Below are 25,248 nucleotides of genomic sequence, written 5' to 3'. Positions count from 1 at the left end.
TTTTTGAAAAATTTATTGCTTAGCTCCCGGAACCAATAAAAGATACATTTGTATCTTCTACTAACTATTGTTAATCATGGGCGGCTACGGGAATTAGTATAGCATAGAGGCTTTCGCAGCGTCATTAAGCAATATTTGTTAAGTAAATAAACATATTTCTCCTTTTTCAAACCAGTCTTACGGCCGCTGTGCCCAATAAAAAATGCTCGAAATGGAGAAGGTGCGTTAAAGCTAAACCAGATACATAAAGGTTGCCTAAATGGATAACAAAAAAAGCGCCGTTTCCGGCGCTTTCCTTCTATAAACATATCCTCTAACGGATTTTCATGGATAACTGGATCAATTCCTGACGTTTCTCAGGGCTGGAATTAACATTCTCATACATCGCATCGATCGCCGCACGGTTTTCGCGGTAGCTCTTTTCATGCTTAATCGTTGTATGGGACCATTCAATCAAAGCATTCTCCGCAATGACAAGTTCATTGTAAGCATCATGGAATCCGGTTGCCTGCACAAGCTCTTCCATTACTTCCTGTGTAATTTCCTGCAGTGCGCGCTTAGCGGCAATTTCCTTTTCCAAAACTTTTGCTCTATTCTCAAACAAGTTCTTTGCTTTCGTGTAATCCAGCTGCGCTTTTGATAAAATCGGTTTCATCGATGGCTTTCACCTTTCAGAAAAAAATTATTTTCTAAGTTATTGTAACGTAAAACAGTGCAGATTACAAAGTTAATGTCGGTTATATGTAATTTCCTTCAAATAAACATCCGCATATTCATAATCTAAAGTATATCCTTATCTGCACAAATTAACTCCTTATATTATGCAGAGAATTAAGAATTTCATGAATAAAAGAAGCCGGGCTGCGAACGGTTGTCGCAGCACGGCGGTTCAAACCCTGTATTAGTTGAACGTTTTAGGGAAAATGCTGGTGCTCTTCTGAAGAAGAGCTACGGCAATCTTACCGGCTTCCGCTCTGGTCAGCTTACCTTTAGGATTGAAATTGTATACCGGCTTGGACTGGCCCGTAACAGTAACTGCACTGCCTTCCATGATCTTCGCCTTGGATACTGCTTCAATAGCCGGGCGTGAGTAGTAATCCATACTGCCTGAATCCACAAAGGATTTATTTAGAGTGGCTACCAGCTTGGCATCATTCGCTGACATTTTCAGCTTAAGTGCCCGGGCAATCATAACAGCGGCCTGCTCTCTGGTCAGAGCCTGGTCCGGACCAAAGAATCCGTCGCTCAGTCCTGTGACAATCCCCGCTCTCGCAGCTGTCTCAATACTCTTGAAGTTCCAGGTCGTCGATACAGCCTCCGGCACGATATCGAAGAAGGTCTGCTTGTTCGTATCAAAATCCAGCGGAATATTAAGGCCGGTTACCAGCAGGGTTGCAAATTCTCCGCGGGTAGTTGTATCGTCGGCGCCGAATGCGTCAGAACGCAGGTTAGTCATAATTCCTTTGGAATACAGGCCGTTCAGGATATTACGCGCCCACGGATGGTTTGTTATATCAGTAAACCCGCGGCGCAGCTTCATAACCGTATAATAGCCGAATTCATCGAAAGGAACCGTGACGGTATGATTCTTGGTGTCCACTTCACCGCCGATGTTCTCCCACTTTCCTGAATCCGTATAACGGAATACAGTAACGGTCGAACCAACCTCATCCACCACGTTAGGACTGAAGCTGAGCTTCAATTCACCGCGCTGGGACGGAACGATTTTGCGTGTCTGGCTGATCTGGGTGAAATTACCCTCGATAGAGTATGGAGCAACTCCGTTTGTTGCAGGCACATAACTGCTGCTTCCCTTGGTGCCAACCTCTCCAAGACCGCCGCTCAGCCAGTAAATATCCGAGACTCTGGAGAAGTTACTGTTCGTCGCCGAAGAGGTGAACCGGAGCACCAGCTCCTGCAGAATAACGAGCTGCTTCTGGACTCCTACAAATCTTTCGTCGAACGGGCTGACGTTAATGATGTTGCCATAATCGTTTTTACGTTCTACAACCCCGTCAGTAGGGTCCGCAATTCCGAACAGCAGCTTGGTATCAGGATAATACTTCGCCGCACCGGTACTGGTATACCCCTTCATCAGTGTTCCTTTAGGGAAATTCAGCTCAAGCTGTTTATTAAACACGCTGTATTTGGTCGCGACCTTCTCGGCCATGTACTCCGTATCAATCTGAACTGCACTGGCGTAATATACGGTGACCGTATCGTTAAGGGTCGAATCCTCACGTACAATCTGAATTTTGATTGAGGTAGCTTTATCCGGCTTCAGTCCGACAAAATCGTAGGTGAAGCGGTTCGCCAGGTCCGAACGCGGTACAGCCTCATACTTGTCGATCATAACCTTAGTTGCGCCTTCAGCTTCAATATCAAAACGCACAAAGTTCTTGTTCACTACAATCTGGTCACCCACTGTGGCTACAGGGGCCAAAATGCGGTAAGGCAATACTTCACGTACAACCTCAATTCTCTGTGTTGTTCTGGCTCCGGTCTTATTGATCAGCTCCAGCGTGTAGACATGACTGCCGGGTGCATCAAATTTCAGATCGCGGATACGCAGCAGGAAATCTTTAGTGGTACCAACATAATCATAAATCAGTGAACCATAGGTGCCTGGTGAAGTATAGTTGTCTACGTTATTTTCTTTGAGCATATCGGTTATACCAACAGAGCTGAAGACCAGGTCAGAGCCCATATAAAGATTAAGAATCGTCGCTCCGCCGCCTTGCAGCACCAGATCATAGTTATCTCTGGTCGTTACATATTTGCCGTCAGTATAAGTGATCTCCGCCGGCAGGGTCAGAATGGCATTGCGTTTGGCATCATTAGAACGTGAATCCGTCTCAAAGACCGGACGGTTTGTGGTCAGTACCGGATGGAACTGCGACAGATTCGATACATTGGTATCAATGATGTAGATACGCAGCTCTTTGGTGATGACACGCTGGTTACCCGAAGAATCCATGGAAATCCCGGTGAACAGCAGAGTGTTTTCACCATATACCAGCGGTCCTGCCTGATCAATTTTTAGAGTGACTTTGAATTTCGGGGCAGTCATGCTGACATCAAACTGCTTGGGACCAGTTGTATCATACGAAGCACTGTCTTTCCCGTTGATCTGGAATTGGGCATTCGAGATATTTTCGAAGCCAATGTATTCGCCTTCTACCGTAATGCTTGTGGTCGTGTTGGAGTTATATTCGATAGTCTGACCATCCTGCAGGTTACTGACATAGATATAGTTCTTGGATACATATGAAATATCTACATTATAGACTGAATTAGAGCTGCCGTATTTAAACTGCACCTTCTGCTGCCCATTAGAGAAGCCTGTGACTCTATAAACCTGCTCAGTACCGTCACTGGCAAGTCCTGTTGCATTAACTTTTGTAAGAACCAGCCCCTTAGTGCTCAAAGGCAGATACATCCCCGCCAAATCGCCCCTTGGAATTACATTGGTCTTAAGCATAATGTAGAAATTATCTTTTTCCATCTGCTGTCCGTTCAGCGGAAGCTTGGACACATTTGCAATGCTTTTTCCCGTATCATAATCAGGAAGATAGTAGATGTTATTAATTACTGTTTCACCAGGAACATAATAATAAGACTTTACAAGTGAAGCAGTAAAATTGCCGAACCTCACTGTAAGTGTAAAATCATTGCTTCCCGTAGCAATCGGAACATCCTCAGAGGTTGAGAATTTCACCAGCTTATATGCCGGTGTAATACCGTCTGGACCAGGGATCGTCATTTCCTGAGTGGTCGTTATTGTTCTGATCTTAACCTCACTCGTTGTACCGGCATTGATAACAAACTCCCCTGTACCTGTAGCTCCGCCGAAAGAGGCAGCATTGTAAGGAAGCAAAATTTCCCCGGACAGGCCGGCGGTAAATTTTTGTTCCACTGATAGTGTTGGTGTATTATCAATCAGCGAATACGGGCTATTGGCATGCATCAGATTTAATGAAGCATAAGGTTGGTCCGTATCAAAGAAGTAGACATTACGGTCTATCGTTATTTTATCAGAGGCATTCTGCACAATAATCTGAAGCGAGCTCAATCCAGGCTTCAATGTTAAGGCCGGTGTGAAAAAGGTGCCATCCTCCAGCAATGAGGTCTGAAGGGCTGTACCGCCGTTAAGCGACACTGTAACTTTAGTAGCATTGGCTACTTTTCCCTGCAGTGTAATGGAGGATACCGGCACGACTACCTGTGTACCTTCATTTAAGTTAAGCGCAGCCGGTCCGCCCAATACTTGAAGAGAAGTAATATAGGGCACTCTGTCATACAGGACGTAGAAGGACTCTGAACGGGTCAAATTCCCCTGCAGACCTGAAAACGTAATTTTGTTAAAGCCGGAGTAAAGCGTCACTCCGCTGGTTACGAAACGGTTGCCGGGGCTGTTAGTGTCCGTTGTTACAGTCCCTGTTGTCACCCGGGTGGAATCTGTTACCCATTTACCTGTGCTGTCCTGAGACAGCTGCTCCACAACAACCTTCATTGTGGTGGATGTTACCTGTGAGTAAACACCGGTTATATTAAGCGTCTGATTACTCGTCAAAAAAACTCTATCACGGGTGATAGCATTAGCTGCGGTTCCAAGGGCATTCGGATCCAGCACTACAGTGGAACGCAATGTCTGATCATCCGGAGTAAAATAAGTTGTGACTGCATCGGCCGCGGCCGCCTGAGGCATATATTTGCCTGGGAACATAGAAACGATCAGAGCCGCAAGCAGCACCCAGACAAATGGTCTCTTAAAGCGTTGCATGTGTGTATCTCTCCTTTAAGTTAAAGTTCTCTTCGTGACCTTCACTTTTTTTTATATCGGTCACTTCCGGCTATCTTGTTAGGGAGAAAAGCAAAAACTCATCCTTAAAAAGGATGAGTTTTGTTAATTTAACATTATAAACCTGTATTATTGCGAAATTCTAAGATTTCGAGCTGCGCTGAGGCGCAAGTTTAAGACGCATTCTCAAGAATAAGTCGATAAGCGGACGTTTGGTTTTGCTGATGACTCCTGTAATTTCTGCGCCGATCTGTAAGAAGAACAGCATGACGCATATGACTACAAAAGTAACCCAGTTCGCTTCATACAGCGATGCAGAGGTCTGAATGACAGCCAGTACACCAAAGAAAGCGGCGATGCCGTAAATGATCAGCACCGTCTGACGGTGGCTGAACCCAAGCTCGCGAAGGCAGTGGTGCAGATGCCCCTTGTCAGGTGCAAAAATCGGCTTCTTCTGCAGCTTGCGGCGTACGATTGCAAAGAATGTATCGGATAAGGGAACTCCGATAATCAGAAGCGGTGTGATAAAGGATACGACAGCGATCTGCTTGAATCCGAGCAGTGCCAGCAATGCCAGACAGAACCCGAGAAATAGAGATCCGGTATCCCCCATAAAAATTTTGGCGGGATGAAAGTTAAAGAACAAAAATCCCAAGATACTGCCAAGCAGCAACAGGCACAGGAGCGCAACCATTGTATTGCCCATCAGAAAGGCCATAACAGCGATCGTTGCAATTGCTATACCCGACACACCGGCAGCGAGCCCATCCAGGCCGTCGATCAGGTTAACCGCATTGGTGACGCCGACAATCCAAAAAATCGTCAACGGTACGGCAATCCAGCTCTCCAGTGAAGAATACGTATTATTAAATGGAATATTTACGAAATCAACAGTAATGCCAAAACCGAAAACGACGATGCATGCTGCAGCAATCTGGCCCAGCAGCTTCACTTTGGCAGAAAGCTCGAACCGGTCATCAAGACCGCCGATCAGAACAATCAGTCCGCCGCCGCACAGCAGCGCTTTGATAAAATGCGTCTCCCGTGAAGTGAAATCGTACGGAATAATCGGCAACACGGCAAGCAGGCCTAACACAAACGCCAGGAAGATACCTAATCCGCCGAGGCGGGGCATAATTCTTGTATGCACTTTACGGGCATTGGGCACATCCGTGGCACCGATCTTAATAGCGAATTTCTTCACTAGCGGTGTCAAGAGAAGCGCAAGTCCCATGCACACAATAAATCCGGCGATGTATACAATTAACATTTGAAAAGTCGACCCCCATTTCTCTACCGCATTGAATTATACGCTGAAAGAAAAGCAAATTCCAATTCCGTTTTTGGGCTGTTGTTCGGATATTCCCGGTATATTTGCTCATTTTTCTAGGCTTTTGTCACTTTATCTTTCTCACGCAGCACTTTTACTGCAAATTTCGGCAGCGCAAGCATTCTTTTATAACGTGTAGGCTCTTTTAAAAGACGGTATAACCATTCTGCCCGCAGTTTCTGGAATGCAATCGGCGCCCTTTTGCTTTTGCCGGAGATTACATCAAAGCTGCCGCCCACTCCCATCATCACAGGAATATTAAGCCTGGTTTTGTATTTGGCGATCCATGGCTCCTGGCTGTCTGCACCTCTGGCAACAAACAGCAGGTCCGGCCGGGTCTTCACAATATCGGCGACAACAGCCTCATCCGACTCCGGCCCGAAGAACCCGTCGCGGCAGCCGGCAATAACGATATGCGGATATTGAGATTGTAACCTGGAGACAGTCTCCCGAATCACCTCAGGCGTCGAACCCAGCAGGTAAACCCTCCAGCCATAGCTTTCGCCTTGACGCAGCAATTCATGTAAGAGATCGAATCCCGCTACACGTTCAGCCACTGGCTCCTTGCAATAATCTGCGGCCCACACAACACCTGTCCCGTCTGGAACAACCAGCTCAGCTGATTTCATAATTTCCATATAAGAGGGGTTCTCCAGTGCAGCCATAACCATAATGGGATTGGCAGTAATAACCTGATGCGGCTCCCGGTTACGTACTGCATCGGTCAGGTAGCTGACCGTAGCCTGCATATCAACCTTAGAGACGCGTATGCCAAAAATCGGAACAGTAGGTAAAATACTATCTGCTTTCACTTTTAATCATCCTTTACGGCATAAATAGTCTACAATCCGGCGGGCCGGCGCCTCGGCTTCATCGACCAAGGCGGCAATAAGCGGTTCCCTCTCCTGCTTCCAGGCTTCCCCTTGCTCAAGCAGCAGCAGCAGCTCTGCAGCAACTTTTCCGCTATCCAGCGCAGCCGTTGATCCAACCGGCTTACAGTGTATCCGCTCCAGGAAATGATCAATCTTAGGGTCATAAGAGACTCCCATTAGCGGGACGCGTCTGCCTGTGGCGTAGATCAGGCTGTGAAGCCGCATGCCGATCAGGGCATCACACGCCGCAACCTCACGCAGCATGTGCTGCGGATGGAGCGCGTCCTCACATAGGCTTACGCTCCCACCCAGTGCAGCTACTTCCTTCTCCAGCTTCTGCATCATATAGCGTGAAGCCTCATTATCCAAGGGATGATGAAACGGCAGAAAGCTCAAATGGAGCGGTGTCTTGGAGCAAGCCTTCAGCAGACCTTCTGCGATGGCATTCAGCTCCTGCCGCGATTCTTCCCAGAAACGGACCGATATGCCGACGGTTTTTAGAGAAGGGGCTGCTTCTTCAGCCGGACCTCCTGCGGCGCCCTCTTGCCCGCCTCCATCCGGAAGCTCCAGGCCCATTACAGGATCGGGAACGATATGCACGTTTTCGCCCAGCCCCATGCTTTGGAGCAGCTGGCGTGACTGGGCATCGCGCACGGATACATAGGCACATTTGCGGAATACCGATTTTATCAGCGGGTGGAACAGCTTCCGGTTAACCGGGCCGATACCCTGGGCATAAATAAAAGTCGGCTTCCCCATCCATTGGGCCAGCTTTATAATCCCCAGGTAGTAAGGGATCGTCTTTGAACTCGTCACATCCTGCAGCAGGCTTCCGCCTCCGCTGATCAGACCGGAACTCTCCGAAATGGCCTGCCGGACTTCTCCAAGTCTCATCCGGTGGACTGCCTTGACCCCGTAGGCGGCAGTTGTCCATTCCGGATCCATTGATAATACAACAGGCTCAACGGTTATGCCGGCAGCTTGAGACTGCCGGTGCAATGCATTCAGAATGGACTGCAAAACAGCCTCATCTCCGCTATTGCTGAAGCCGTAATATCCGGAAATTACAATTTTTTGAGCAGTGGTGACCATCGTTTCCAACACCCTTCCGCAATCTGCCAGACTCCTACGGCAACCAGGCCGATAATAAGCCCAAGACCCAGACCGAGAATTCCGCGGATTAATGAAATCAGCACCGGAGAATGGATATGGGCAAAGGTATCCACCATCGACAGCTGGCCGATAACCGCGATAATCATGATAAAGGCGGCATTGCGGTATTTGTAGGCCATAAATGCGCCCAAAATGAACAGCGGATGGGCAAGCAGGAATTCCTTGTTACGCGGCCGGACACCAACTGTATTCTCCAGGAAGGTCCGGAAGGTCATTTCAATTGAGCTGACACTGCCGCTGTTGCCGGTGCGGCTTAAATAATACATACCCAATACACCCAAAACTCCAGCCGCAACCACCATAGCTAATGTAATTGGGGTACGAAGCAGCTTACCGGTCTTATTAAAGGCAAACTCTCCGCGGTATAAAAGCACATAAAGCGCAGTCAGCCCTATCGGAGCCAGGTGCAGCAGGCTGACACCGCGGAACTGGTCAAGAACGAGACTGTAGGTAATATTATTGAGCAATGCAATAACAAACGGTACGGCACTAAGCGAGATAAGCGCCGTCTTAATATAGAGCACCAGACTATGCGCCAGCCGGCGTCCCGGGCTCATAACGGCATAAGTCAGTTTGTTGCTCTGCAGCGGCGGGCCCTGTTCGTTAATCTTGCGGACTGCCAGCACCATGCCAACTGTCGGTGCACTGATGGCAACAGCAAGCGCCAGCGCCTGTTCAAACAGCTCCGGCTTCAGCAGCATCAGGCCCGCGCTTCCGATCAGCCCGATAACCCAGGCTGCCAGAGTAAGCCAAGGAACAAAGTAAGACACCAGCAAAGCTACCATGGATACTGCGCCGATAACGGCCCCGAGCTTAAAGTAACGCTGGAAGGAAGAATCCACTACCTTAAATGCTTCAGCCTGTCCCAATGTAAAACCGTTATCTTCAATTTTCTTAACCGCCCCGTCCGGACCGCTAAGGCTCGTTACCAGATTGTCCAGCGTATCGGTAATCTGTGCTTTAGTAGTGTCCCTTGAAGGAATGGTATTAAGATACAGCATCCGGATGTTCCGGTCTTTTGTCGCCAGCGCGAACCGGTCTGAGATAACCGCCGGCGAAAGTCCTGAGTCGCCTTCACTCAGCGAATATAGGCGCGCAACGTTGTAATCAAGCAGGTAAGCCAGCTTACTGAAGCCCTTTTGCTGGGCTTTAATATTCTCAATAGCAGCAATACCCATCCCGCGTTCCTTGAGAAGCTCGGCAAAAGCGGTCAGGCTGCCTGTATCGGCATCATCCGAGAAGCCTTTAACGGACTCCCCTTCAAAGAGGATACGCTTTACGCCAAGCTCCTGGTAACGGTCCAGCAGGCCCGTAACGGCTTCCTGGTTGTACACGAGAGAGTCCAGCAGACGGGGCACAATGCTGAAGCCCTTCTCATGCAGCAGCTCCAGATTGAACGGGTCCGGCTGAAGCGGCTTAAGAGTTGCATTTTCCAGCGGAGTCTTAATAATCAGGCCCTGCTGCCCGCGGAAGCTCCAGCTTTCAGTGGCGATATCCAGGGCGTTAAATGCCTCCTGAATCAGCGGCGCGAGCACCGAACTATTCTCCGCGCTCGTAAAGAGGACGTATGTATAGTTCTCATTCTCAGGAATCACTGTATCTGTAAGATTGGCAATATCCGTTGCCCCCCAGATCATCAGGCGGCGGGCTTTGCGGTAGTCCTCGAGATTGCTCTCGTAGATAGCCATGCTCTGAACACCGGCTTCCTTCAGCCGGTCAAGCTGCTCGGAAATATAATCCTTAGGATTAACTCGGTAGCTGGCCACCTCAACGAGATCACGGTAATCAAATACAAACTCAACAGTCTTGGATGACGTCTCAGTCTGCAGACGGTCATAGACAACCGGGAGAGCGGACAGTACACCCACCACCACGAGTATCCATAACCATTTGCGCGAAGCTATATTCCAATGTTGCCATTTCTGCTGCACCAAAAGTACCTCCTCTTTCACTTCAAAGCCTTCATACCGCAAAATTGCTTTAACTCAAGCAGAAACGGATGGCTGTCCCGTCAGGAGCAGTATCCGTTTCTGTGAGAAAGCTTGATATCAGGCAAACATAGTATTACCCGTCGACACGGGCCATAACCTGCTCTGTAAGCGCGGCTACCTTGTCTTTCGCATTCTGCAGCGATTCTCCGCGAACCGCAAAGTATACTTTAATCTTCGGTTCTGTACCGGAAGGACGCAGGCAGAACCAGGAACCGTCGGACAGAAGATACTTCAGCACGTTCTCCTTCGGCAGTCCGCTGAGTCCAAGTGAATAATCGAGTACTTCAGTAACTGCTGCACCGGCAATTTCCTGCGGCGGGTTATTACGCCAGTCACTCATGATTCCCTGGATCTGCGCTACACCGTCCTTACCCTTAAGCGTGCGTGATTCCAGGCTCTCCAGGAAGTAGCCGAACTGCTCATACAGCTCCTGAAGCACATCATACAGCGTCTTGCCCTGGGCCTTGTAATACGCGCCTGCTTCGGCAATCAGCATGGAGGCGAGCACGGCGTCTTTATCGCGGGCATAGTTGCCTGCGAGATATCCGTAGCTTTCCTCGTACCCGAACAGGTAGGTATACTCACCGGACTGCTCGAACTGGGTCATTTTTTCACCGATATATTTAAATCCGGTCAGTGTATTGAACACAGTAGCACCATAATGCGAGGCCACAGCTGCTCCCATCTCACTGGTAACAATCGTTTTGACAACTGCGCCGTTGCTTGGCAGCTTGCCCTGCTCCTGCAGGCGGCTCAGGTAGTAATGAATCATCAGTGCACCTGACTGGTTGCCGGACAGGACAACGAATTTGCCTTCATTATCACGGACAACGGCTCCCATACGGTCTGCATCCGGGTCAGTACCGATCAGCAGGTCGGCACCCAGCTCCTCACCCAGTTTAATCGCCAGCGTGAACGCTTCGCGTTCTTCGGGATTCGGGGATTTTACGGTAGAGAACTCGGAATCAGGCTGCTCCTGCTCCGGTACCACATGTACTTCAGTGAAGCCGATCTTGTTCAAGACACTGCGGACCGGCAGATTGCCTGTCCCGTGCAGCGGAGTATAGACAATCCGGAAGTCCTTACCGATCGCAGATGTAATCTCCTCACGGGCAACGCTGACAGCTGCCACTGTATCTGTAAAGGCCTCATCCTCTTGCTCTCCCAGCCAGCGCAGCAAGCCCTGGCTCTCGGCTTCTTCACGGGAAAGACGTTTGACACCATTGAAGGAATCAACCTCCAATATGTAAGAAATCACCTTCTCCGCCTCATCCGGTACAAGCTGTCCGCCTTCGGCATTGTATACCTTGTAGCCATTATACTCGGGAGGGTTATGGCTTGCCGTAATGACTACGCCTCCTGAAGCCTTCAAATGGCGTACGCTGAAGCTCAGCTGCGGCGTAGAGCGCAGGGAAGAGAATAGATGTGCTTCGATTCCGTTGCCGGCCAGAACAAGCGCCGCTTCCAGCGTGAATTCCGGGGAAAACCGGCGTGAATCATGGGCAATTACAACCGAAGGCCTGCCCTCACCCTTATGCTGCTCAAGAATATAGTTAGCGAAGCCCTGGGTGGCTCTGCCCACAGTGTAACGGTTCATCCGGTTGCTGCCGGCGCCGATTACTCCGCGCAGACCGCCTGTACCGAATTCCAGATCTCTGTAAAAGCGTTCCTCCAGCTCCTGCGGATCATCTGCCAGAAGATTCAGCTCTTGCTTGGTGTTCTCATCAACAGAAGGGTCCTGCAGCCAGCGGCGGAGTGTTTCTGCGGCTTTCGGGCTTAATTGAGTCATAATGAATCTCTCCTTCTCCATCTTTAATTTAGGGTAGTATAACTGGTACTAGCTGAGTGCAAACATGATCTCGCCGGAAGCCACAACCTTACCGTCTACCTTAGCGGTAGCCTGGCCTTTTCCGATGCTTCCTTTGAGTCTGGTGATTTCTACCTCAAGGGTGAGCGTATCGCCCGGCACAACCTGACCGCGGAAACGGAAGCCGTCCAGCCCTGCCAGAAAACCGATTTTTCCCCGGTTTGCTTCAACCCCGAGAATGGCTACAGCACCAACCTGGGCCAATGCCTCAGTGATCAGTACACCCGGCATAACCGGAAATCCGGGAAAGTGTCCCGCAAAAAACGGCTCATTCACGGTTACATTCTTGATGCCTACAGCCCGTTTGCCCATTTCGATTTCGATAATTTTGTCCACCAGCAGAAATGGGGGCCGGTGGGGGATTATTTCCTGGATTTCATTGATATTCAGCATTTAGGCAATACTCCTTTCGGATTAAACCGCATTGTCCGGCAATCTTCTCAGCAGGCCGCAGCTTTATTCTTTGCTGAAGCCTGCATAAAGTTGGACTGCTCCGGTAAAAACTATAATTATCCTTCACCACCTGCAGCAGTGGAGGTTAAGATAAGGGGCTTTCTCCGCCGCACGCGGCAGCACGGCGGAGAGGGCCCTTTTTGCACCTGTCCGGAAGCCTTTGTCCGGGACCTTTGATAAAGTTCAGCCTAGCCTTCGTAACGAGGTTCCGTTTGTCCGGCAATCCCCACTCATTATACATTTTCCAGTATAAAAAAGAAAACTCCCCTGTACAACAAGGGAGTTCCAAAAAACACTTATATTAAGGTGCAAAGACGAGGTCATAGACATGCTTCCATGTACTCCACTGGAGCACATCGCTGAATTCCCTTTTGCCGATAACGACATATCCTGCAACTAATCCGCCGGCGAGCGCCGCAATCAGCAGGAGAGGAATCAGAAACCACTGGGTTAACGTCCATTTGGATATCCCCCTCCGTTTGACCGGCTCCTGCTTCTGCTTCTGCTTGTCCTCTTCCGGCTTTGGCTTGTTCTGAGCACTCATTCCTTCACCTACCCGCGCATATTATTGGCCAGCCCAAGCATCTGGTCACTGGAGGAAAGCGCACGGGCAGCCAGCTGGTATGTGCGCTGAAGCTGCATAAGCTCCGTCATTTCCTTGCTTAAATCCACATTGGACTGCTCCAGATATCCGGAACGCACGCCAAAGGCCGTCTCTTCTCCAGCCTCACGCTGAACAAAAGCCTGCTCTTCCGTCACGCCCTCAGGCAGCACATAAAAGTTGCCGTCTACAGCCTGTAAAGCCGTCTTGCTTAGCGGCTCCACAATCATAATGGTGCCCGCAAGCTGTACGGGTTCATTCTCGCCGGTTTTGGTTAGCACCCGGCCTTTCTCATCAATCGCCGCACTGACGTTTGCCGGCACCCTGAGCGGATTACCTTCCGTGTTCAGTACAGGATTGTCCGTATTATCAACCAGTATCATCTGCTGTGCATCAGCCGGATCAGGCGTGAAATGGAAGTCCCCCTGGCGTGTATAGGCAGTACTGCCGTTGACCTGTACTCCGAACAACCCGTTGCCCTGAATTGCCAGGTCTGTCGGGTTCCCGGTTTCCTGCAGCGGTCCCTCTTCCCAGTTGCTGGTTACCGAAGCTACACGGACCCCGAACCCCATGTTGAAGCCGAGCGGCATACTGCGGCCGGGCTGGTCATAATCCTTGGACTGCTGCTGGACACGGGTCAGCACATCCTCAAAGGACCCTTCCTTGCTCTTGTAGCCGTTTGTATTCATGTTCGCAATATTATCAGCAATGATATCCAGACGCTGCTGCAGACTAGACATGGAGACGGCAGCACCGATCGTCGAATTGTTCAAAGGTTATTCCCTCCTTAATAGCTTGTATGCCTTATTCCGGCTTAAACCCGGCCTATTTCGTTGACCGCCTTCTGCAGGCTGCTGTCATAAAATTGGATAACCTTCTGATTGGCCTCATAAGCCCGGTAAGCGGCATTCATATCTACTGTCACCTGGGTAGCATCCACATTAGAGCCTTCAATGTAGCCCTGACGCAGCTGCAGATTGTCGCCCGCATCCGCATAGCGGATCTCCGCTGCATTGGCATCATCTGCGTGAAACACACCGTTACCGTCACGGATGAGCTCCTGCGGTCTGGAAACAATGCTGATGCCCAGCTTCGTTCCGGAAGGGAGTCCTGTAGCCGGGTCCAGCAGGTTGCCCAGCCCGTCCACTGCAAGATTATCTGTCGGTTCTTCCAGCACAAGCGGGTTGCCTGCAGCATCAAGCACTCTGAATCCTCCGGAGCTAAGCACTTCGCCTGTTGCATTTACAGTAAAGCTTCCGTTTCTTGTATATAAATTGTTACCTTCATTATCCTGCACAGTAAAAAAAGCCTGCGGCTGGTAAGTAACCTCGCCGTTTTCATTTACATATTTGCCCGAACCGTCAAACAGGATATTCTCCCCGGTTACCGGATCTCCAACCTGCAGATCACCTGACAGCGCAAAATCAAAGGTTTTGCCGCTTTCAATCAGATCACCCTGCAAATATTGGGAAACAGCCTGTTCAGCAAAAACCCCCGTATTGAGGCGGCCGACCTGCTTCGTTGTATCGCCGCTCATTGCCGAAATCATTACGTCGGGAAAGGACCGGGTCACAGTGTTGACCTGCTTGTACCCCGTAGTATTTAAGTTGGCAATGTTCTGCGTCGCCGTATCATGTCTGCGCTGCTGCGTAACCATGCCGGCAGCGGCCGTATATAATCCTCTAATCATGAGGGCAATTCCCCTTCCTGAATCTGCTGTTATCCCTTATATCGGCATGCTAGAATTTTTTCTTAACGGCTTTGTCCAAATTATCCAGCAGGATTCCGGTTCCCTTAACCACACAGTGCATCGGGTCCTCGGCTACCCACACCGGAACATGCAGCTCTTCGGAGAGCAGCTCGTCCAGCCCGTTAAGGAGTGCACCGCCGCCGGTGAGAACAACGCCACGGTCAATTACATCTGCCGAGAGCTCCGGCGGTGTACGCTCCAGTACAGACTTGGCCGCCGCCACAATCATTGAAACCGGGTCCCACAGCGCTTCCTTTACCTCCCCGGACGAAATGGTTAACGTCTGGGGCAGTCCGCTGACCATATCCCGGCCTCTGATGTCCATCTCGGCTTTCATGCCGCCCGGACGGACCGAACCGATAGTAACCTTAATATCCTCAGCAGTACGCTCACCTATGAGAAGCTTGTACTTCTGTTTGATATATTTTAAAATGGCCTCGTCGAACTTGTCTCCGGCAACTTTAATAGAGGAGGCGGTAACGATGTCGTTCATAGACAGGACTGCTACATCCGTCGTTCCGCCGCCAATGTCGACGACCATATTTCCGCTTGGCTGATAAATATCCATGCCCGCCCCGATCGCTGCGGCTTTGGGCTCTTCCTCCAGATATACATCCTTTGCTCCGCTCCGCTCGGCAGCTTCCCGGATTGACTTCTGTTCAACTGAGGTAATATTAGTGGGGGCACAGATCAATATGCGGGGCTTGGAGTACCAGGTACGCCCGCCCACACGGTCGATGAAATATTTCAGCATCATTTCCGTAATGGCAAAATCGGCAATGACACCGTCTCTGAGCGGACGGATTGTTGTAATATTGCCGGGAGTGCGGCCAACCATCCGGCGTGCCTGCTCGCCTACCGCAAGGACCCGTTTCGTATCACTTTCAAGTGTGACCACGGAGGGTTCATCCAGAACGACTCCCCTCCCTTTTACATGAATGAGCACATTGGCAGTGCCGAGATCGATTCCGATATCCTTGCTAAGCATAATGAAAGAGCCCCCAAAGTGTTATTTTAAATGAGTGTACCAAATTTAAAAATACCATACTTTAGGGGAAGTATACAATGCGGTAAAGCTGAATTATTGCTTAAAACCCTGAAAAGTTTATGGCTTTGAGGCTACGGCAACCTCACGTTTTTTGCCCGTCGTTTTTTTGTACTTGATCTTGGTGGCTTCTCCCCCCCGCAGATGCCGGATCGACTTATGATATTCGAGAATGTGCTTTACCTGATCCGCTAAATCCGGATTGATTTCCGGCAAGCGTTCGGTTAAATCCTTATGCACCGTGCTCTTTGAAACGCCAAATTCCTTGGCTATAGTCCGGACTGTATGCCTAGTTTCCACGATGCAGCGTCCGATTTTGATCGTCCGTTCCTTGATGTAATCGTGCACGCTCCCGCCTCCCAACTGTGGATAGTTTGGTACATTATATGAGGGGCGGGCCTATATATTCGCGCTTTCAGGGCGTGACAAGCCTGTGAGTGCCCATTTTATTTCCGGGACAGGCAGATTGGCTCCAAATTTGTTAAAATAGGACTAAAGTTGCGCTTGTGAAAATAAGCATTAAAAGTTAGAGCCCAGTAAACCTTAGGGGAAATAAATATTTTTCCGTAAAAAGAAGCAGGGAGCGCATGCCCCCTGCTTCTTTTTATATCTTTTAACGCTGGGCCAGCAGATCGGAAGGATTTACAACCTTGCCATCCTCATACACTTCAAAGTGTACATGATTGCCGAGATCCTTCTCAATTTCACTGCGTCCCGCTGTTGCCAGCGTATCGCCCTGCTTCACTTCATCGCCCTGCTTTACTTTGACCTCGCCAAGGCTCTGGTAGACGGTCTTCAGATTGCCCGGATGGGTAATCTCGACCACTTTGCCGAATACGGCAACCTCTTCGACCCGGGTCACTTCACCGCTGAGTGCAGCCTTGACGTCAAAGGTCTGATTGTCCTCACGGGCAATATCAATACCGATATTCGGCACAAAGGTATCATTGTACTGCACCATGGCGGCCACATGATTCTCTTCGGTACCATTCTCATCATAGAACGGTTTAACAACCTGTACTTCGCTTGGACTGGCTACCGGCCAGGCCAGGCTTTCTGCCGATGCGACAACCTCGAGCGCTTCCGGATCAGCCGGGGTGCCGGTTTCATTGCCGGAACCGCTGACATTCTGGGAAACTACAGCGGCGGTGTCAGGATTCAGCGGCTTCTGGCCGGCATCCTGATAGAACCACACCAAGGTTAGGATAAGAGCCGCTGCCGCCGTGTAGACTGCCGGGAATACCCAGCGTCTGGATAAAACTCTGTTCCATGAAGAAGGCTTAGCGCCTGAATCTCCCTGCTTGTTTTTGAGAGATTCATCATGGGTTTGCTTGTTTTTGTCTTGTTCATTCATAGTTTATCACCTCAGTAACCAGTGTTACCGGGCGGTTCGCTTTTATACGTATCTTTCAAGTTATTTTTTCAGAAGAGTTGAGACTTTGGTGAACTGGACTCCGCTGTAGTAGTGTTTGAGAATCCCGGTGGCGGTACCGCCTTCCTTCGCCATCCCGTTTGCCCCCCACTGGCTCATGCCCACCCCGTGTCCGTTGCCGTAGGTCGTAATCAGCACTTCATCCCCCTGCCGCTTCCAGGTGAACTGGCTGGAGCGAAGCCCCAGCTTCTCGCGCACCTCCCGGCCGGTGAAAACCGTACCGCCGATCGAGATTTCCTTGACCCGGTGGCCGTCTGTCAGTGACAGCACTACCGCCGGCAGGGCTGCGGAAGTCGAAGATACAGGCGTCGCTTTGCCGGAAGCAGCAGGCAAAGCTGCGGAAGCGTGCAGCGCTGTGTTGTCCAGCCCCAGCCTGCTGAGCAGATCCGGGATGCTGAAGCTGACCGTAACTGCGAGATTGGGCGTAATCTCAAGCTCCCAGGGGCTTGCGACGCTGCGCAGATAAGGAACGGCTACACTCCAGTAATCCTCCGAGTTTTCGGTATAGCCTCCGCTGGAGGCGAAGAAGGACGCCGTAATCGGCTGTCCCTTATAGGTCATGATCACTCCGCGCGTCTCAAGGACCGCGCGGCGCAGCTTGGCCAGCTCGGTGCTCCTGCCGCCGAGCGCCCAGTCCCGTTCCAGCACCGCCTGCGAGACGTAAGCCTGATGGGTTACCGTATCGCTGACATCGGCCTCAGGAACGGGCACCCCGCTGTGGTCGCCGGCCAGCAGACGGCGGACGATAAAGGTCCGGGCGGCCACGGCCTGCGCTTTGAGCGCTTCGAGCTCAAAGTCCGCCGGCATCTCGGCCGCCAGCACGCCGCTGACGTAGTCCTCCAGCGGCAGGGTCTCTATTTGTCCGCTCTGCGACAAATAGACGGTCACTTCCGGCTGCGGGGCCTCCGCAGCAGCCGCTGCCGGCGACGCCGGCGAGGCCGGCGAGGCCGTGGCCTGCGGCACGGCCTCCGGGGCTGGCTCATGTCCCCCGCGCAGCGGGACAAGAGCCAGCGGCAGCAGCAGCCCCGCGAGCAGCGGGGCTGCCAGCCAGGCGGCGGGGGCGAGCCGCCTGATCCGGGGAGCGCGCGGCTGCGCAGCGCGGCGGAACTTCATTCTGCGTTTCAGGTAGCGGAACTCTCTCATCTCTTCTATGGCTCCTTCCGTAGGCACTGGTGATTCTTATAGATATGAATCTCCGGATGCTGCTAGAACGCTAGAGCTGATAATTCTGAGAGTAAGAGAATCCAAAATACCCCGTATGGCGGTTTTTTGAAATGGAGGCTGAATCAGGTACCCAAGCAGGGACACCTTAAATCCTATAAGAAAAAGAAGACTGCCCGCACAAAGCCGAGCAGTCTTCTGTGATAAATGAACAATAATTAGACCCAGGTCGGCTGTACCTGGAAACGCGGCTTCAGCTCTTCACTTTTCGAAGCTTCCGGCTTTACCGTTTCTTCCTTCGCAGCCGGAGCAGCAGATTCCTGCATGGAGATCCGCCAGATGTCCGCACCGAGTCCTGACAGCTTCTCAGCCAGATTCACATAACCCCGGTCAATGTGATGGGTTCCGCTGACTTCTGTTGTGCCTTCGGCAACAAGACCCGCCAAAATGAGCGCAGCCCCTGCGCGCAGGTCCGTCGCACATACCTTGGCGCCCACAAGCTGGGCATTGCCGGTTACGATGGCTGAGCGGCCTTCAATCTTAATCTCGGCGTTCATGTTGTGGAATTCGTCCACGTGCATGAACCGGTTCTCAAACACCGTCTCGGTAACGACAGAAGTACCCTCCGAGCGGAGCAGCAGCGCCATCATCTGGGACTGCATATCAGTAGGGAAGCCCGGATACGGCAGTGTCTTCAGGTCAACAGCCTTCAGCGGCTTGTCGCTGATCACGCGGATGCCGTTCTCGTCAGGAAGAATGGTCACACCCATTTCCTCCATCTTAGCAATGACAGGACCAAGGTGATCGGCAATTGCGCCCTCAACATAGACATCGCCGCCGGTAATTGCCGCAGCCGCCATATAGGTGCCTGCTTCAATCCGGTCAGGAATGACATGGTGTCTTACGCCATGCAGGCGCTCAACGCCTTCAATACGGATAACGCCGGTTCCTGCGCCGCGGACAATACCGCCCATGCCGTTCAGATAATTAGCCAGATCAACAATCTCCGGCTCCTTCGCCGCATTCTCAATTACAGTAATACCTTCCGCAAGTGCTGCAGCCATCATTATATTTTCAGTTGCGCCTACGCTGGCCACATCCAGATAGACCTTGGCTCCGCGCAGACGGCCGTTTGATTTGGCTTCAATGTAGCCCTGACCCAGGCTGATTTCTGCTCCCAGAGCTTCGAAGCCTTTGAGATGCTGGTCTATCGGTCTTGTTCCAATCGCGCAGCCGCCGGGCAGTGAAATCCGGGTATGACCCATACGGGACAGCAGCGGGCCCATGACTAAGAAAGATGCACGCATTTTGCGCACCCATTCATAAGGCGCTTCGCAGGAAGCTATGCTTCTTGCATCGACCTCGATGATATCGTTCTGGTATGTAACACCCGCACCCAGAGATTCCAGCACTTTACTGATTGTCATTACATCGTCAAGCGGAGGAGCGTCGACAATAACGCTGACTCCTTCTTCTGCCAATAGAGAGGCGGCTATGATCGGTAGTACGGAATTTTTTGCGCCGCTAACTTTCACGCTCCCGGTCAATCTGTTGCCACCGCGGACGATAAATTTGCTCATTTCGGTTTCCCTCCGCGTCCATTATTTCTGAAATTAATTTTGAAGGTAAGATGCATCTGTTAAAATATCGGATATTCCGTCATTGCGCCCGATGTGCGGGCACGTTCCTTAAACATCAGTGTTGACATAATAAAACCTTATTATTCGACACCTTTTTTACCGCTTGGGTCTATGACAGATATAACCAAACCTCCTGTCATTAAAACATGTTGCGGATCTGCCCGCTCCAGCCCAGATAATCCAGCAGAAAGCCGGCCACGAAGTGACCAAGGACGATTGCCAGCAGCAAATGCAGCAGTCTGCCCTGCGGGCTCTTGGGATATCTTATGACCAAATCGAGCTTAAGGTTCTGAAGTGCCCACCAAGATAAGACTACACAGAGTAAAGAAACGATCATGGATACCAGACCGCTGGTACCGACCGCACTGGACAAATCTTCAACCAACAATTGTTCCATTGAAACCCTCCGTGTAAGTTACTTGGAAATCGACTCTTATATCATACTTGCGCAGGTCAAAAGAATCCAGTACTTTTACAAAGTTTTAAACATTACATGCCCAGATAGCCTGGATTGTTACGAGAATTTCATAATCAGCAGTAATTCTCAATAAAAAAAAAGCGGACAAGCCTTGGGCTTGACCGCTGATTCACTACTGTTGTCCTTTTCCGGTAGACACTTTAATCCGCGTAACTGCGCGCTGAAGCGCCAGTTCTGCACGGCGGTGATCAATCTCATCCTGTTTACTGCGGGACTGTAGGCGGCGCTGGGCGCGTTCTTTGGACGCCTCGGCACGTTCTACATCGATGTCCTTAGGCAGCTCGGCGCTTTCTGCCAGCACGGTCACTTTGTCTTTGTGCACTTCCACAAATCCGCCGTGAACAGCGATAGTGGTTGTAACGCCGTCCGCTTTGACAGTGAGCGGAGCAACCTGAAGCGGTGTCACCAGCGGAATATGTCCCGGCAGAATGCCCAGCTCCCCGTTGGCTCCGCGTACCGTCAGGCTATTCACCTGCTTGGAGAAAACAAGACGCTCCGGTGTGACAATTTCAAGCAGAAAGGTATTCACTTTCATTCCTCCTAAAAGCTTAACTTCGTTAAGCTCGCATCGAAAGCATAGGCTTAAGCTTTACGAAGTAAAGCCCGCTACCCGAAGCATGCTCTTGCCAGAATTACATGGATTTAGATTTTTCAACCGCTTCTTCAATCGTACCGACAAAGAGGAATGCTGCTTCCGGAAGATCATCATGCTTACCGTCCAGAATTTCTTTGAAGCTGCGTACAGTTTCCTTGATCGGCACGTATTTGCCCTTGAAGCCGGTGAATTGCTCAGCTACGTGGAAAGGCTGGGACAGGAAGCGTTCAACTTTACGGGCACGGGCCACGATAACCTTGTCTTCCTCGCTCAGCTCATCCATACCGAGAATTGCAATGATATCCTGAAGCTCGGTATAGCGCTGCAGCAGCTGCTTAACGCCCTGTGCCACGTTGTAGTGCTCTTCGCCGACAATTTCCGGAGCAAGGATACGCGAGCTGGATGCCAGCGGATCTACCGCAGGGAAAATCCCCTTCTCGGAGATTTTACGCTCAAGGTTAGTTGTTGCATCCAAATGGGCAAACGCAGTAGCCGGAGCCGGGTCAGTATAGTCATCCGCCGGTACATAGATCGCCTGGATCGAAGTAACGGAACCCTTCTTGGTAGAAGTGATACGCTCCTGCAATTGGCCCATTTCTGTAGCCAGTGTAGGCTGGTAACCTACCGCGGAAGGCATACGGCCGAGCAGGGCGGATACTTCGGAACCCGCCTGGGTAAAGCGGAATATGTTATCGATAAAGAGCAGCGTATCGCGGCCTTCCACATCGCGGAAGTATTCCGCCATAGTCAGCCCGGTCAGAGCTACACGAAGACGTGCGCCCGGCGGCTCATTCATTTGTCCGAAGACCATCGCCGTTTTCTTGATAACGCCGGAGTCCGTCATTTCATGATACAGGTCATTACCTTCACGGGTACGTTCACCAACACCCGCGAATACGGAGATACCGCCGTGCTCCTGCGCGATGTTGTTAATCAGTTCCTGGATCGTTACGGTTTTACCAACGCCGGCACCGCCGAACAGTCCGATCTTACCGCCTTTGGCGTAAGGGGCCAGCAGGTCGATAACCTTGATGCCTGTTTCCAGAATTTCTGCCTGGGTTGACAATTCATCAAACGTCGGAGCCAGACGGTGAATCGGATTGCGCTCTGCAACCACATCAGCACCGTTATCAATAGGATTACCCAGTACGTTAAATACGCGGCCAAGCGTGGCTGCGCCGACAGGTACGGAAATCGGTCCGCCGAGGTCAGTAACCTCAAGGCCGCGTACTAATCCGTCTGTGGATGACATAGCAATACAACGTACGAGATTGTCACCCAGGTGATTGGATACCTCTAGGGTCAAATCAATGCTGCGGCCGTTTGCCAAGCTGGTTTCAATCCTGATAGCGTTGAAAATCTCGGGCAGCTGGCCGCGTTCAAATTCAATATCGACAACCGGACCCATAATGCTTACAACGCGTCCTTTGTTCATCTTATTATTTCCCTCCTCGAAAGCTGTTGCATTGAGAAGAAACGGACTGCCTTCACCTGCGGCTTAGGCCCCCGTTTCCTGATCTTTAAGACTGCGCGTTCGCTCCGGCTACAATCTCGGTAATTTCCTGGGTAATTGCTGCCTGACGGGCACGGTTATACGTAAGCCTGAGTTCACCGATCATCTTCGACGCATTCTTCGTCGCACTGCCCATGGCTGTCATTTTCGCACCCAGCTCACTGGCCTTACCATCCAGAACTGCACTGTAGATCAGTGTTTCTGCATATTTCGGAAGCAATACTTCGAGCACGCCTTCCGGTGAAGGCTCATATTCGTAGTTTGCACTTGGTCCCTGATGTTCCGCGCCGCCCACAGTATCCATAGGAAGCAGACGGTCAATCGTCGGCACCTGGCTGATTGCATTGACGAACTGGTTATAGCAAATGTACAGCTCGTCGTAGACACCCGTTTCAAACTGCTTAACCGCAGAATAGGCAATCGATTTGATGTCAGAGAACTTAGGCGAATCCGACATCTCGGTTACTTCCTCCACTATCGGATATTCACGGCGGCGCAAGAAGTCACGGCCTTTACGGCCAATTACGAACAGGGCGTACTCATCCTTGGATTTATGCTTTTCTGCCAGCAGCATTGTCAGCTTACGCAGAATATTGGCATTGTACCCGCCGGCGAGACCTCTGTCGGAGGTGACAATAAGATACGCGGTCTTTTTCACAGGACGGCTCACCAGCATCGGATGCGTCACATCCTGGGTGCTGGAAGCAATACTCGATACGACCTCTTTCAGCTTCTCCGAGTAAGGACGGGCAGCCTCAGCCTTCTCCTGCGCCTTGCGCAGCTTCGATGCAGCTACCATCTCCATTGCCTTGGTGATCTGTCTGGTGTTTTGAACGCTTTTAATCTGACGTTTAATATCACGCATGCTTCTTGCCATGATTTTCACCACCTTAAAGCTTTGACGAAGTCAAAGCTATCTTCGTAAGCATTAGCTAAGCTTTGACGAAGTCAAAGCTATCTTCGTAAGCATTAGCCAAGCTCCGGCGTACACCGGAACCCGGTTCAGACTGTTATTCTATGTGTATTAACGATTAACTGGTCGCAAAGCCTCTTTTGAACTTCTCAATAGCTTCTTTAAGCGCAGCTTCGTTATCAGCAGTTAAGTCTTTGGTATCCGTGATCGATTGAACAATCCCAGCCCCATTCGATTCAACAAAAGCCAGGAATTCCTTCTCAAAGCGTCTTACGTCTTTGACCGGAATATCATCGAGATGGCCTTTTACAGCTGTATACAGGCTGACAACCTGATGTTCTACAGACAGCGGCTGGTTAACGCCCTGCTTAAGAATCTCCATCATCCGGGCACCGCGGTTCAGACGGGCCAGCGTGGATTTATCAAGATCGGAGCCGAACTGGGAGAACGCCTGAAGCTCGCGGTATTGGGCAAGATCCAGACGGAGCGAGCCGGCAACCTTCTTCATCGCTTTAATCTGTGCAGATCCGCCTACGCGAGATACCGAGATACCTACGTTAATGGCTGGACGCTGACCAGAGTTAAACAGGTCGGATTCAAGGAAGATTTGGCCGTCGGTAATCGAAATTACGTTCGTAGGAATGTAAGCCGATACGTCGGAAGCCTGTGTTTCGATGAATGGCAATGCGGTTAACGAACCGCCGCCAAGCTCATCGCTAAGCTTAGCCGCACGTTCAAGCAGACGGGAATGCAGGTAGAATACGTCACCCGGGAAGGCTTCGCGGCCCGGTGGACGGCGGAGCAGCAGGGACAATTCGCGGTAAGCCGAAGCTTGCTTCGAAAGGTCATCATAGATTACGAGAACGTGCTCGCCCTTATACATGAAATATTCGCCCATTGCACAGCCCGCATATGGAGCGATGTACAGCAGCGGAGACGGCTCGGAAGCAGATGCAGTTACAATGATTGTGTATTCCAGCGCGCCATGACGGCGGAGGGTTTCAACAACCTGTGCAACTGTAGATTGTTTCTGGCCGATGGCAACATAGATACATTTCATACCGTTGCCCTTTTGGTTAATAATTGCATCAATTGCAATCGCAGTTTTACCTGTCTGACGGTCACCGATAATAAGCTCGCGTTGTCCGCGGCCGATCGGCACCATCGCGTCGATGGCTTTAAGACCGGTCTGCATTGGTTCATGGACCGATTTACGGTCGATAACGCCCGGGGCGTTGTTTTCTACAGGACGGAACTCCGTTGTAGCAATCGGCCCCTTGCCGTCCAGCGGCTGGCCCAGTGCATTTACAACGCGGCCCAGCAGAGCTTCGCCTACAGGCACCTGCATAATCTGTCCCGTACGCTTTACTTGGTCGCCTTCACGAATCGCTGTGTACTCACCCAGAATAACAACACCGACGTTGCTTTCTTCCAGATTGAGCGCCATGCCCACTACTCCGTTGGAGAACTCCAGCAGCTCTCCTGCCATCGCGTTTTCCAGACCGTAGACACGGGCGATACCGTCGCCGACTTGAATGACGGTGCCGATCTCGGCCACTTCAATATCGGCTTTATATTGCTCAATTTGACTTTTGATCAAACTGCTGATCTCTTCAGGTCTAATGCTCAATAT

General features: G+C 50.9%; 21 protein-coding genes. All 21 read right to left on the bottom strand.

All coding sequences use genetic code 11. The features are described from left to right. Positions 1 to 313: 313 nt before the first annotated feature. Positions 314 to 655, bottom strand: a complete 342-nt coding sequence (locus BN3772_RS00460) for a hypothetical protein (RefSeq protein ID WP_042181291.1) — start codon at positions 653 to 655, stop codon at positions 314 to 316. A gap of 246 nt (positions 656 to 901) precedes the next feature. Next, positions 902 to 4,783, bottom strand: coding sequence for an S-layer homology domain-containing protein (locus BN3772_RS00455; protein ID WP_042195509.1), 3,882 nt, complete (start codon positions 4,781 to 4,783; stop codon positions 902 to 904). Positions 4,784 to 4,943: 160 nt separating this feature from the next. Further along, a complete protein-coding gene (locus BN3772_RS00450) occupies positions 4,944 to 6,071 on the bottom strand; it encodes a glycosyltransferase family 4 protein (protein WP_042195507.1) in 1,128 nt (375 codons plus the stop codon). Between the two features lie 116 nt (positions 6,072 to 6,187). Next, positions 6,188 to 6,943 (bottom strand): WecB/TagA/CpsF family glycosyltransferase, encoded by a 756-nt coding sequence (locus tag BN3772_RS00445; RefSeq protein ID WP_042195505.1) that lies wholly within the window; start codon positions 6,941 to 6,943, stop codon positions 6,188 to 6,190. A gap of 6 nt (positions 6,944 to 6,949) precedes the next feature. Further along, positions 6,950 to 8,095 carry a polysaccharide pyruvyl transferase CsaB gene (gene csaB / locus BN3772_RS00440; RefSeq protein WP_042195503.1) on the bottom strand — a complete coding sequence of 382 codons (1,146 nt, stop codon included), beginning with the start codon at positions 8,093 to 8,095 and terminating at the stop codon, positions 6,950 to 6,952. Continuing rightward, positions 8,068 to 10,107 (bottom strand): DUF5693 family protein, encoded by a 2,040-nt coding sequence (locus tag BN3772_RS00435; protein ID WP_042195501.1) that lies wholly within the window; start codon positions 10,105 to 10,107, stop codon positions 8,068 to 8,070. Before BN3772_RS00435 ends, csaB begins: the two co-directional genes overlap by 28 nt. 133 nt (positions 10,108 to 10,240) lie before the next feature. Next, the gene (locus BN3772_RS00430) at positions 10,241 to 11,956 is read right to left on the bottom strand and encodes a phospho-sugar mutase (protein WP_042195499.1); all 1,716 of its coding nucleotides are present in this window, start codon (positions 11,954 to 11,956) and stop codon (positions 10,241 to 10,243) included. A gap of 48 nt (positions 11,957 to 12,004) precedes the next feature. Then, positions 12,005 to 12,427, bottom strand: a complete 423-nt coding sequence (gene fabZ, locus BN3772_RS00425; protein ID WP_042181304.1) for a 3-hydroxyacyl-ACP dehydratase FabZ — start codon at positions 12,425 to 12,427, stop codon at positions 12,005 to 12,007. 361 nt (positions 12,428 to 12,788) lie between these two features. Beyond that, complete coding sequence (locus tag BN3772_RS00420) at positions 12,789 to 13,031, bottom strand: DNA-directed RNA polymerase subunit beta (RefSeq protein ID WP_042195496.1); 243 nt, start codon at positions 13,029 to 13,031, stop codon at positions 12,789 to 12,791. A gap of 8 nt (positions 13,032 to 13,039) precedes the next feature. Then, positions 13,040 to 13,861 carry a flagellar hook-basal body protein gene (locus tag BN3772_RS00415; protein WP_042195493.1) on the bottom strand — a complete coding sequence of 274 codons (822 nt, stop codon included), beginning with the start codon at positions 13,859 to 13,861 and terminating at the stop codon, positions 13,040 to 13,042. Between the two features lie 41 nt (positions 13,862 to 13,902). Then, on the bottom strand, positions 13,903 to 14,778 hold the full coding sequence (locus BN3772_RS00410) for a flagellar hook-basal body protein (RefSeq protein ID WP_042195491.1): 876 nt from the start codon (positions 14,776 to 14,778) through the stop codon (positions 13,903 to 13,905). A gap of 49 nt (positions 14,779 to 14,827) precedes the next feature. After that, entirely contained in the window at positions 14,828 to 15,826 is a 999-nt protein-coding gene (gene mreB / locus BN3772_RS00405; protein WP_042181312.1) for a rod shape-determining protein, read from the bottom strand. A gap of 117 nt (positions 15,827 to 15,943) precedes the next feature. Then, the gene (gene spoIIID, locus BN3772_RS00400; RefSeq protein WP_019915029.1) at positions 15,944 to 16,231 is read right to left on the bottom strand and encodes a sporulation transcriptional regulator SpoIIID; all 288 of its coding nucleotides are present in this window, start codon (positions 16,229 to 16,231) and stop codon (positions 15,944 to 15,946) included. A 265-nt stretch (positions 16,232 to 16,496) separates the two neighbouring features. Continuing rightward, entirely contained in the window at positions 16,497 to 17,237 is a 741-nt protein-coding gene (gene spoIIQ, locus BN3772_RS00395) for a stage II sporulation protein SpoIIQ (protein ID WP_042181314.1), read from the bottom strand. Positions 17,238 to 17,297: 60 nt separating this feature from the next. Continuing rightward, entirely contained in the window at positions 17,298 to 18,458 is a 1,161-nt protein-coding gene (gene spoIID / locus BN3772_RS00390) for a stage II sporulation protein D (protein WP_042195489.1), read from the bottom strand. A gap of 236 nt (positions 18,459 to 18,694) precedes the next feature. Continuing rightward, positions 18,695 to 20,056 carry a UDP-N-acetylglucosamine 1-carboxyvinyltransferase gene (gene murA, locus BN3772_RS00385; RefSeq protein WP_042195487.1) on the bottom strand — a complete coding sequence of 454 codons (1,362 nt, stop codon included), beginning with the start codon at positions 20,054 to 20,056 and terminating at the stop codon, positions 18,695 to 18,697. A gap of 199 nt (positions 20,057 to 20,255) precedes the next feature. Next, positions 20,256 to 20,513 (bottom strand): DUF1146 family protein, encoded by a 258-nt coding sequence (locus BN3772_RS00380; RefSeq protein ID WP_197071377.1) that lies wholly within the window; start codon positions 20,511 to 20,513, stop codon positions 20,256 to 20,258. Between the two features lie 193 nt (positions 20,514 to 20,706). Continuing rightward, positions 20,707 to 21,123: a F0F1 ATP synthase subunit epsilon gene (locus tag BN3772_RS00375; protein WP_042181318.1), complete on the bottom strand. Its 417-nt coding sequence runs from the start codon at positions 21,121 to 21,123 to the stop codon at positions 20,707 to 20,709. 103 nt (positions 21,124 to 21,226) lie between these two features. Then, positions 21,227 to 22,624 (bottom strand): F0F1 ATP synthase subunit beta, encoded by a 1,398-nt coding sequence (gene atpD / locus BN3772_RS00370; protein WP_042181320.1) that lies wholly within the window; start codon positions 22,622 to 22,624, stop codon positions 21,227 to 21,229. 85 nt (positions 22,625 to 22,709) lie between these two features. Continuing rightward, on the bottom strand, positions 22,710 to 23,579 hold the full coding sequence (gene atpG / locus BN3772_RS00365) for an ATP synthase F1 subunit gamma (RefSeq protein ID WP_042195484.1): 870 nt from the start codon (positions 23,577 to 23,579) through the stop codon (positions 22,710 to 22,712). Between the two features lie 154 nt (positions 23,580 to 23,733). Continuing rightward, positions 23,734 to 25,245: a F0F1 ATP synthase subunit alpha gene (atpA, locus tag BN3772_RS00360; protein WP_042195481.1), complete on the bottom strand. Its 1,512-nt coding sequence runs from the start codon at positions 25,243 to 25,245 to the stop codon at positions 23,734 to 23,736. Positions 25,246 to 25,248: the final 3 nt, after the last annotated feature.

Source organism: Paenibacillus camerounensis, from assembly GCF_000723885.1.
GTDB lineage: Bacteria > Bacillota > Bacilli > Paenibacillales > Paenibacillaceae > Paenibacillus_AQ > Paenibacillus_AQ camerounensis.
This window is presented reverse-complemented; position numbering and strand designations above follow the sequence as displayed.

Bases quoted from the DNA above. Each gene is read 5' to 3' on its own strand.
- BN3772_RS00460 (WP_042181291.1), bottom strand. From the start codon at position 655: ATGAAACCGATTTTATCAAAAGCGCAGCTGGATTACACGAAAGCAAAG.
- BN3772_RS00455 (WP_042195509.1), bottom strand. From the start codon at position 4,783: ATGCAACGCTTTAAGAGACCATTTGTCTGGGTGCTGCTTGCGGCTCTG.
- BN3772_RS00450 (WP_042195507.1), bottom strand. From the start codon at position 6,071: ATGTTAATTGTATACATCGCCGGATTTATTGTGTGCATGGGACTTGCG.
- csaB (WP_042195503.1), bottom strand. From the start codon at position 8,095: ATGGTCACCACTGCTCAAAAAATTGTAATTTCCGGATATTACGGCTTC.
- BN3772_RS00430 (WP_042195499.1), bottom strand. From the start codon at position 11,956: ATGACTCAATTAAGCCCGAAAGCCGCAGAAACACTCCGCCGCTGGCTG.
- fabZ (WP_042181304.1), bottom strand. From the start codon at position 12,427: ATGCTGAATATCAATGAAATCCAGGAAATAATCCCCCACCGGCCCCCA.
- BN3772_RS00420 (WP_042195496.1), bottom strand. From the start codon at position 13,031: ATGAGTGCTCAGAACAAGCCAAAGCCGGAAGAGGACAAGCAGAAGCAG.
- BN3772_RS00410 (WP_042195491.1), bottom strand. From the start codon at position 14,778: ATGATTAGAGGATTATATACGGCCGCTGCCGGCATGGTTACGCAGCAG.
- mreB (WP_042181312.1), bottom strand. From the start codon at position 15,826: ATGCTTAGCAAGGATATCGGAATCGATCTCGGCACTGCCAATGTGCTC.
- spoIIQ (WP_042181314.1), bottom strand. From the start codon at position 17,237: ATGAATGAACAAGACAAAAACAAGCAAACCCATGATGAATCTCTCAAA.
- spoIID (WP_042195489.1), bottom strand. From the start codon at position 18,458: ATGAGAGAGTTCCGCTACCTGAAACGCAGAATGAAGTTCCGCCGCGCT.
- murA (WP_042195487.1), bottom strand. From the start codon at position 20,056: ATGAGCAAATTTATCGTCCGCGGTGGCAACAGATTGACCGGGAGCGTG.
- BN3772_RS00380 (WP_197071377.1), bottom strand. From the start codon at position 20,513: ATGGAACAATTGTTGGTTGAAGATTTGTCCAGTGCGGTCGGTACCAGC.
- atpD (WP_042181320.1), bottom strand. From the start codon at position 22,624: ATGAACAAAGGACGCGTTGTAAGCATTATGGGTCCGGTTGTCGATATT.
- atpG (WP_042195484.1), bottom strand. From the start codon at position 23,579: ATGGCAAGAAGCATGCGTGATATTAAACGTCAGATTAAAAGCGTTCAA.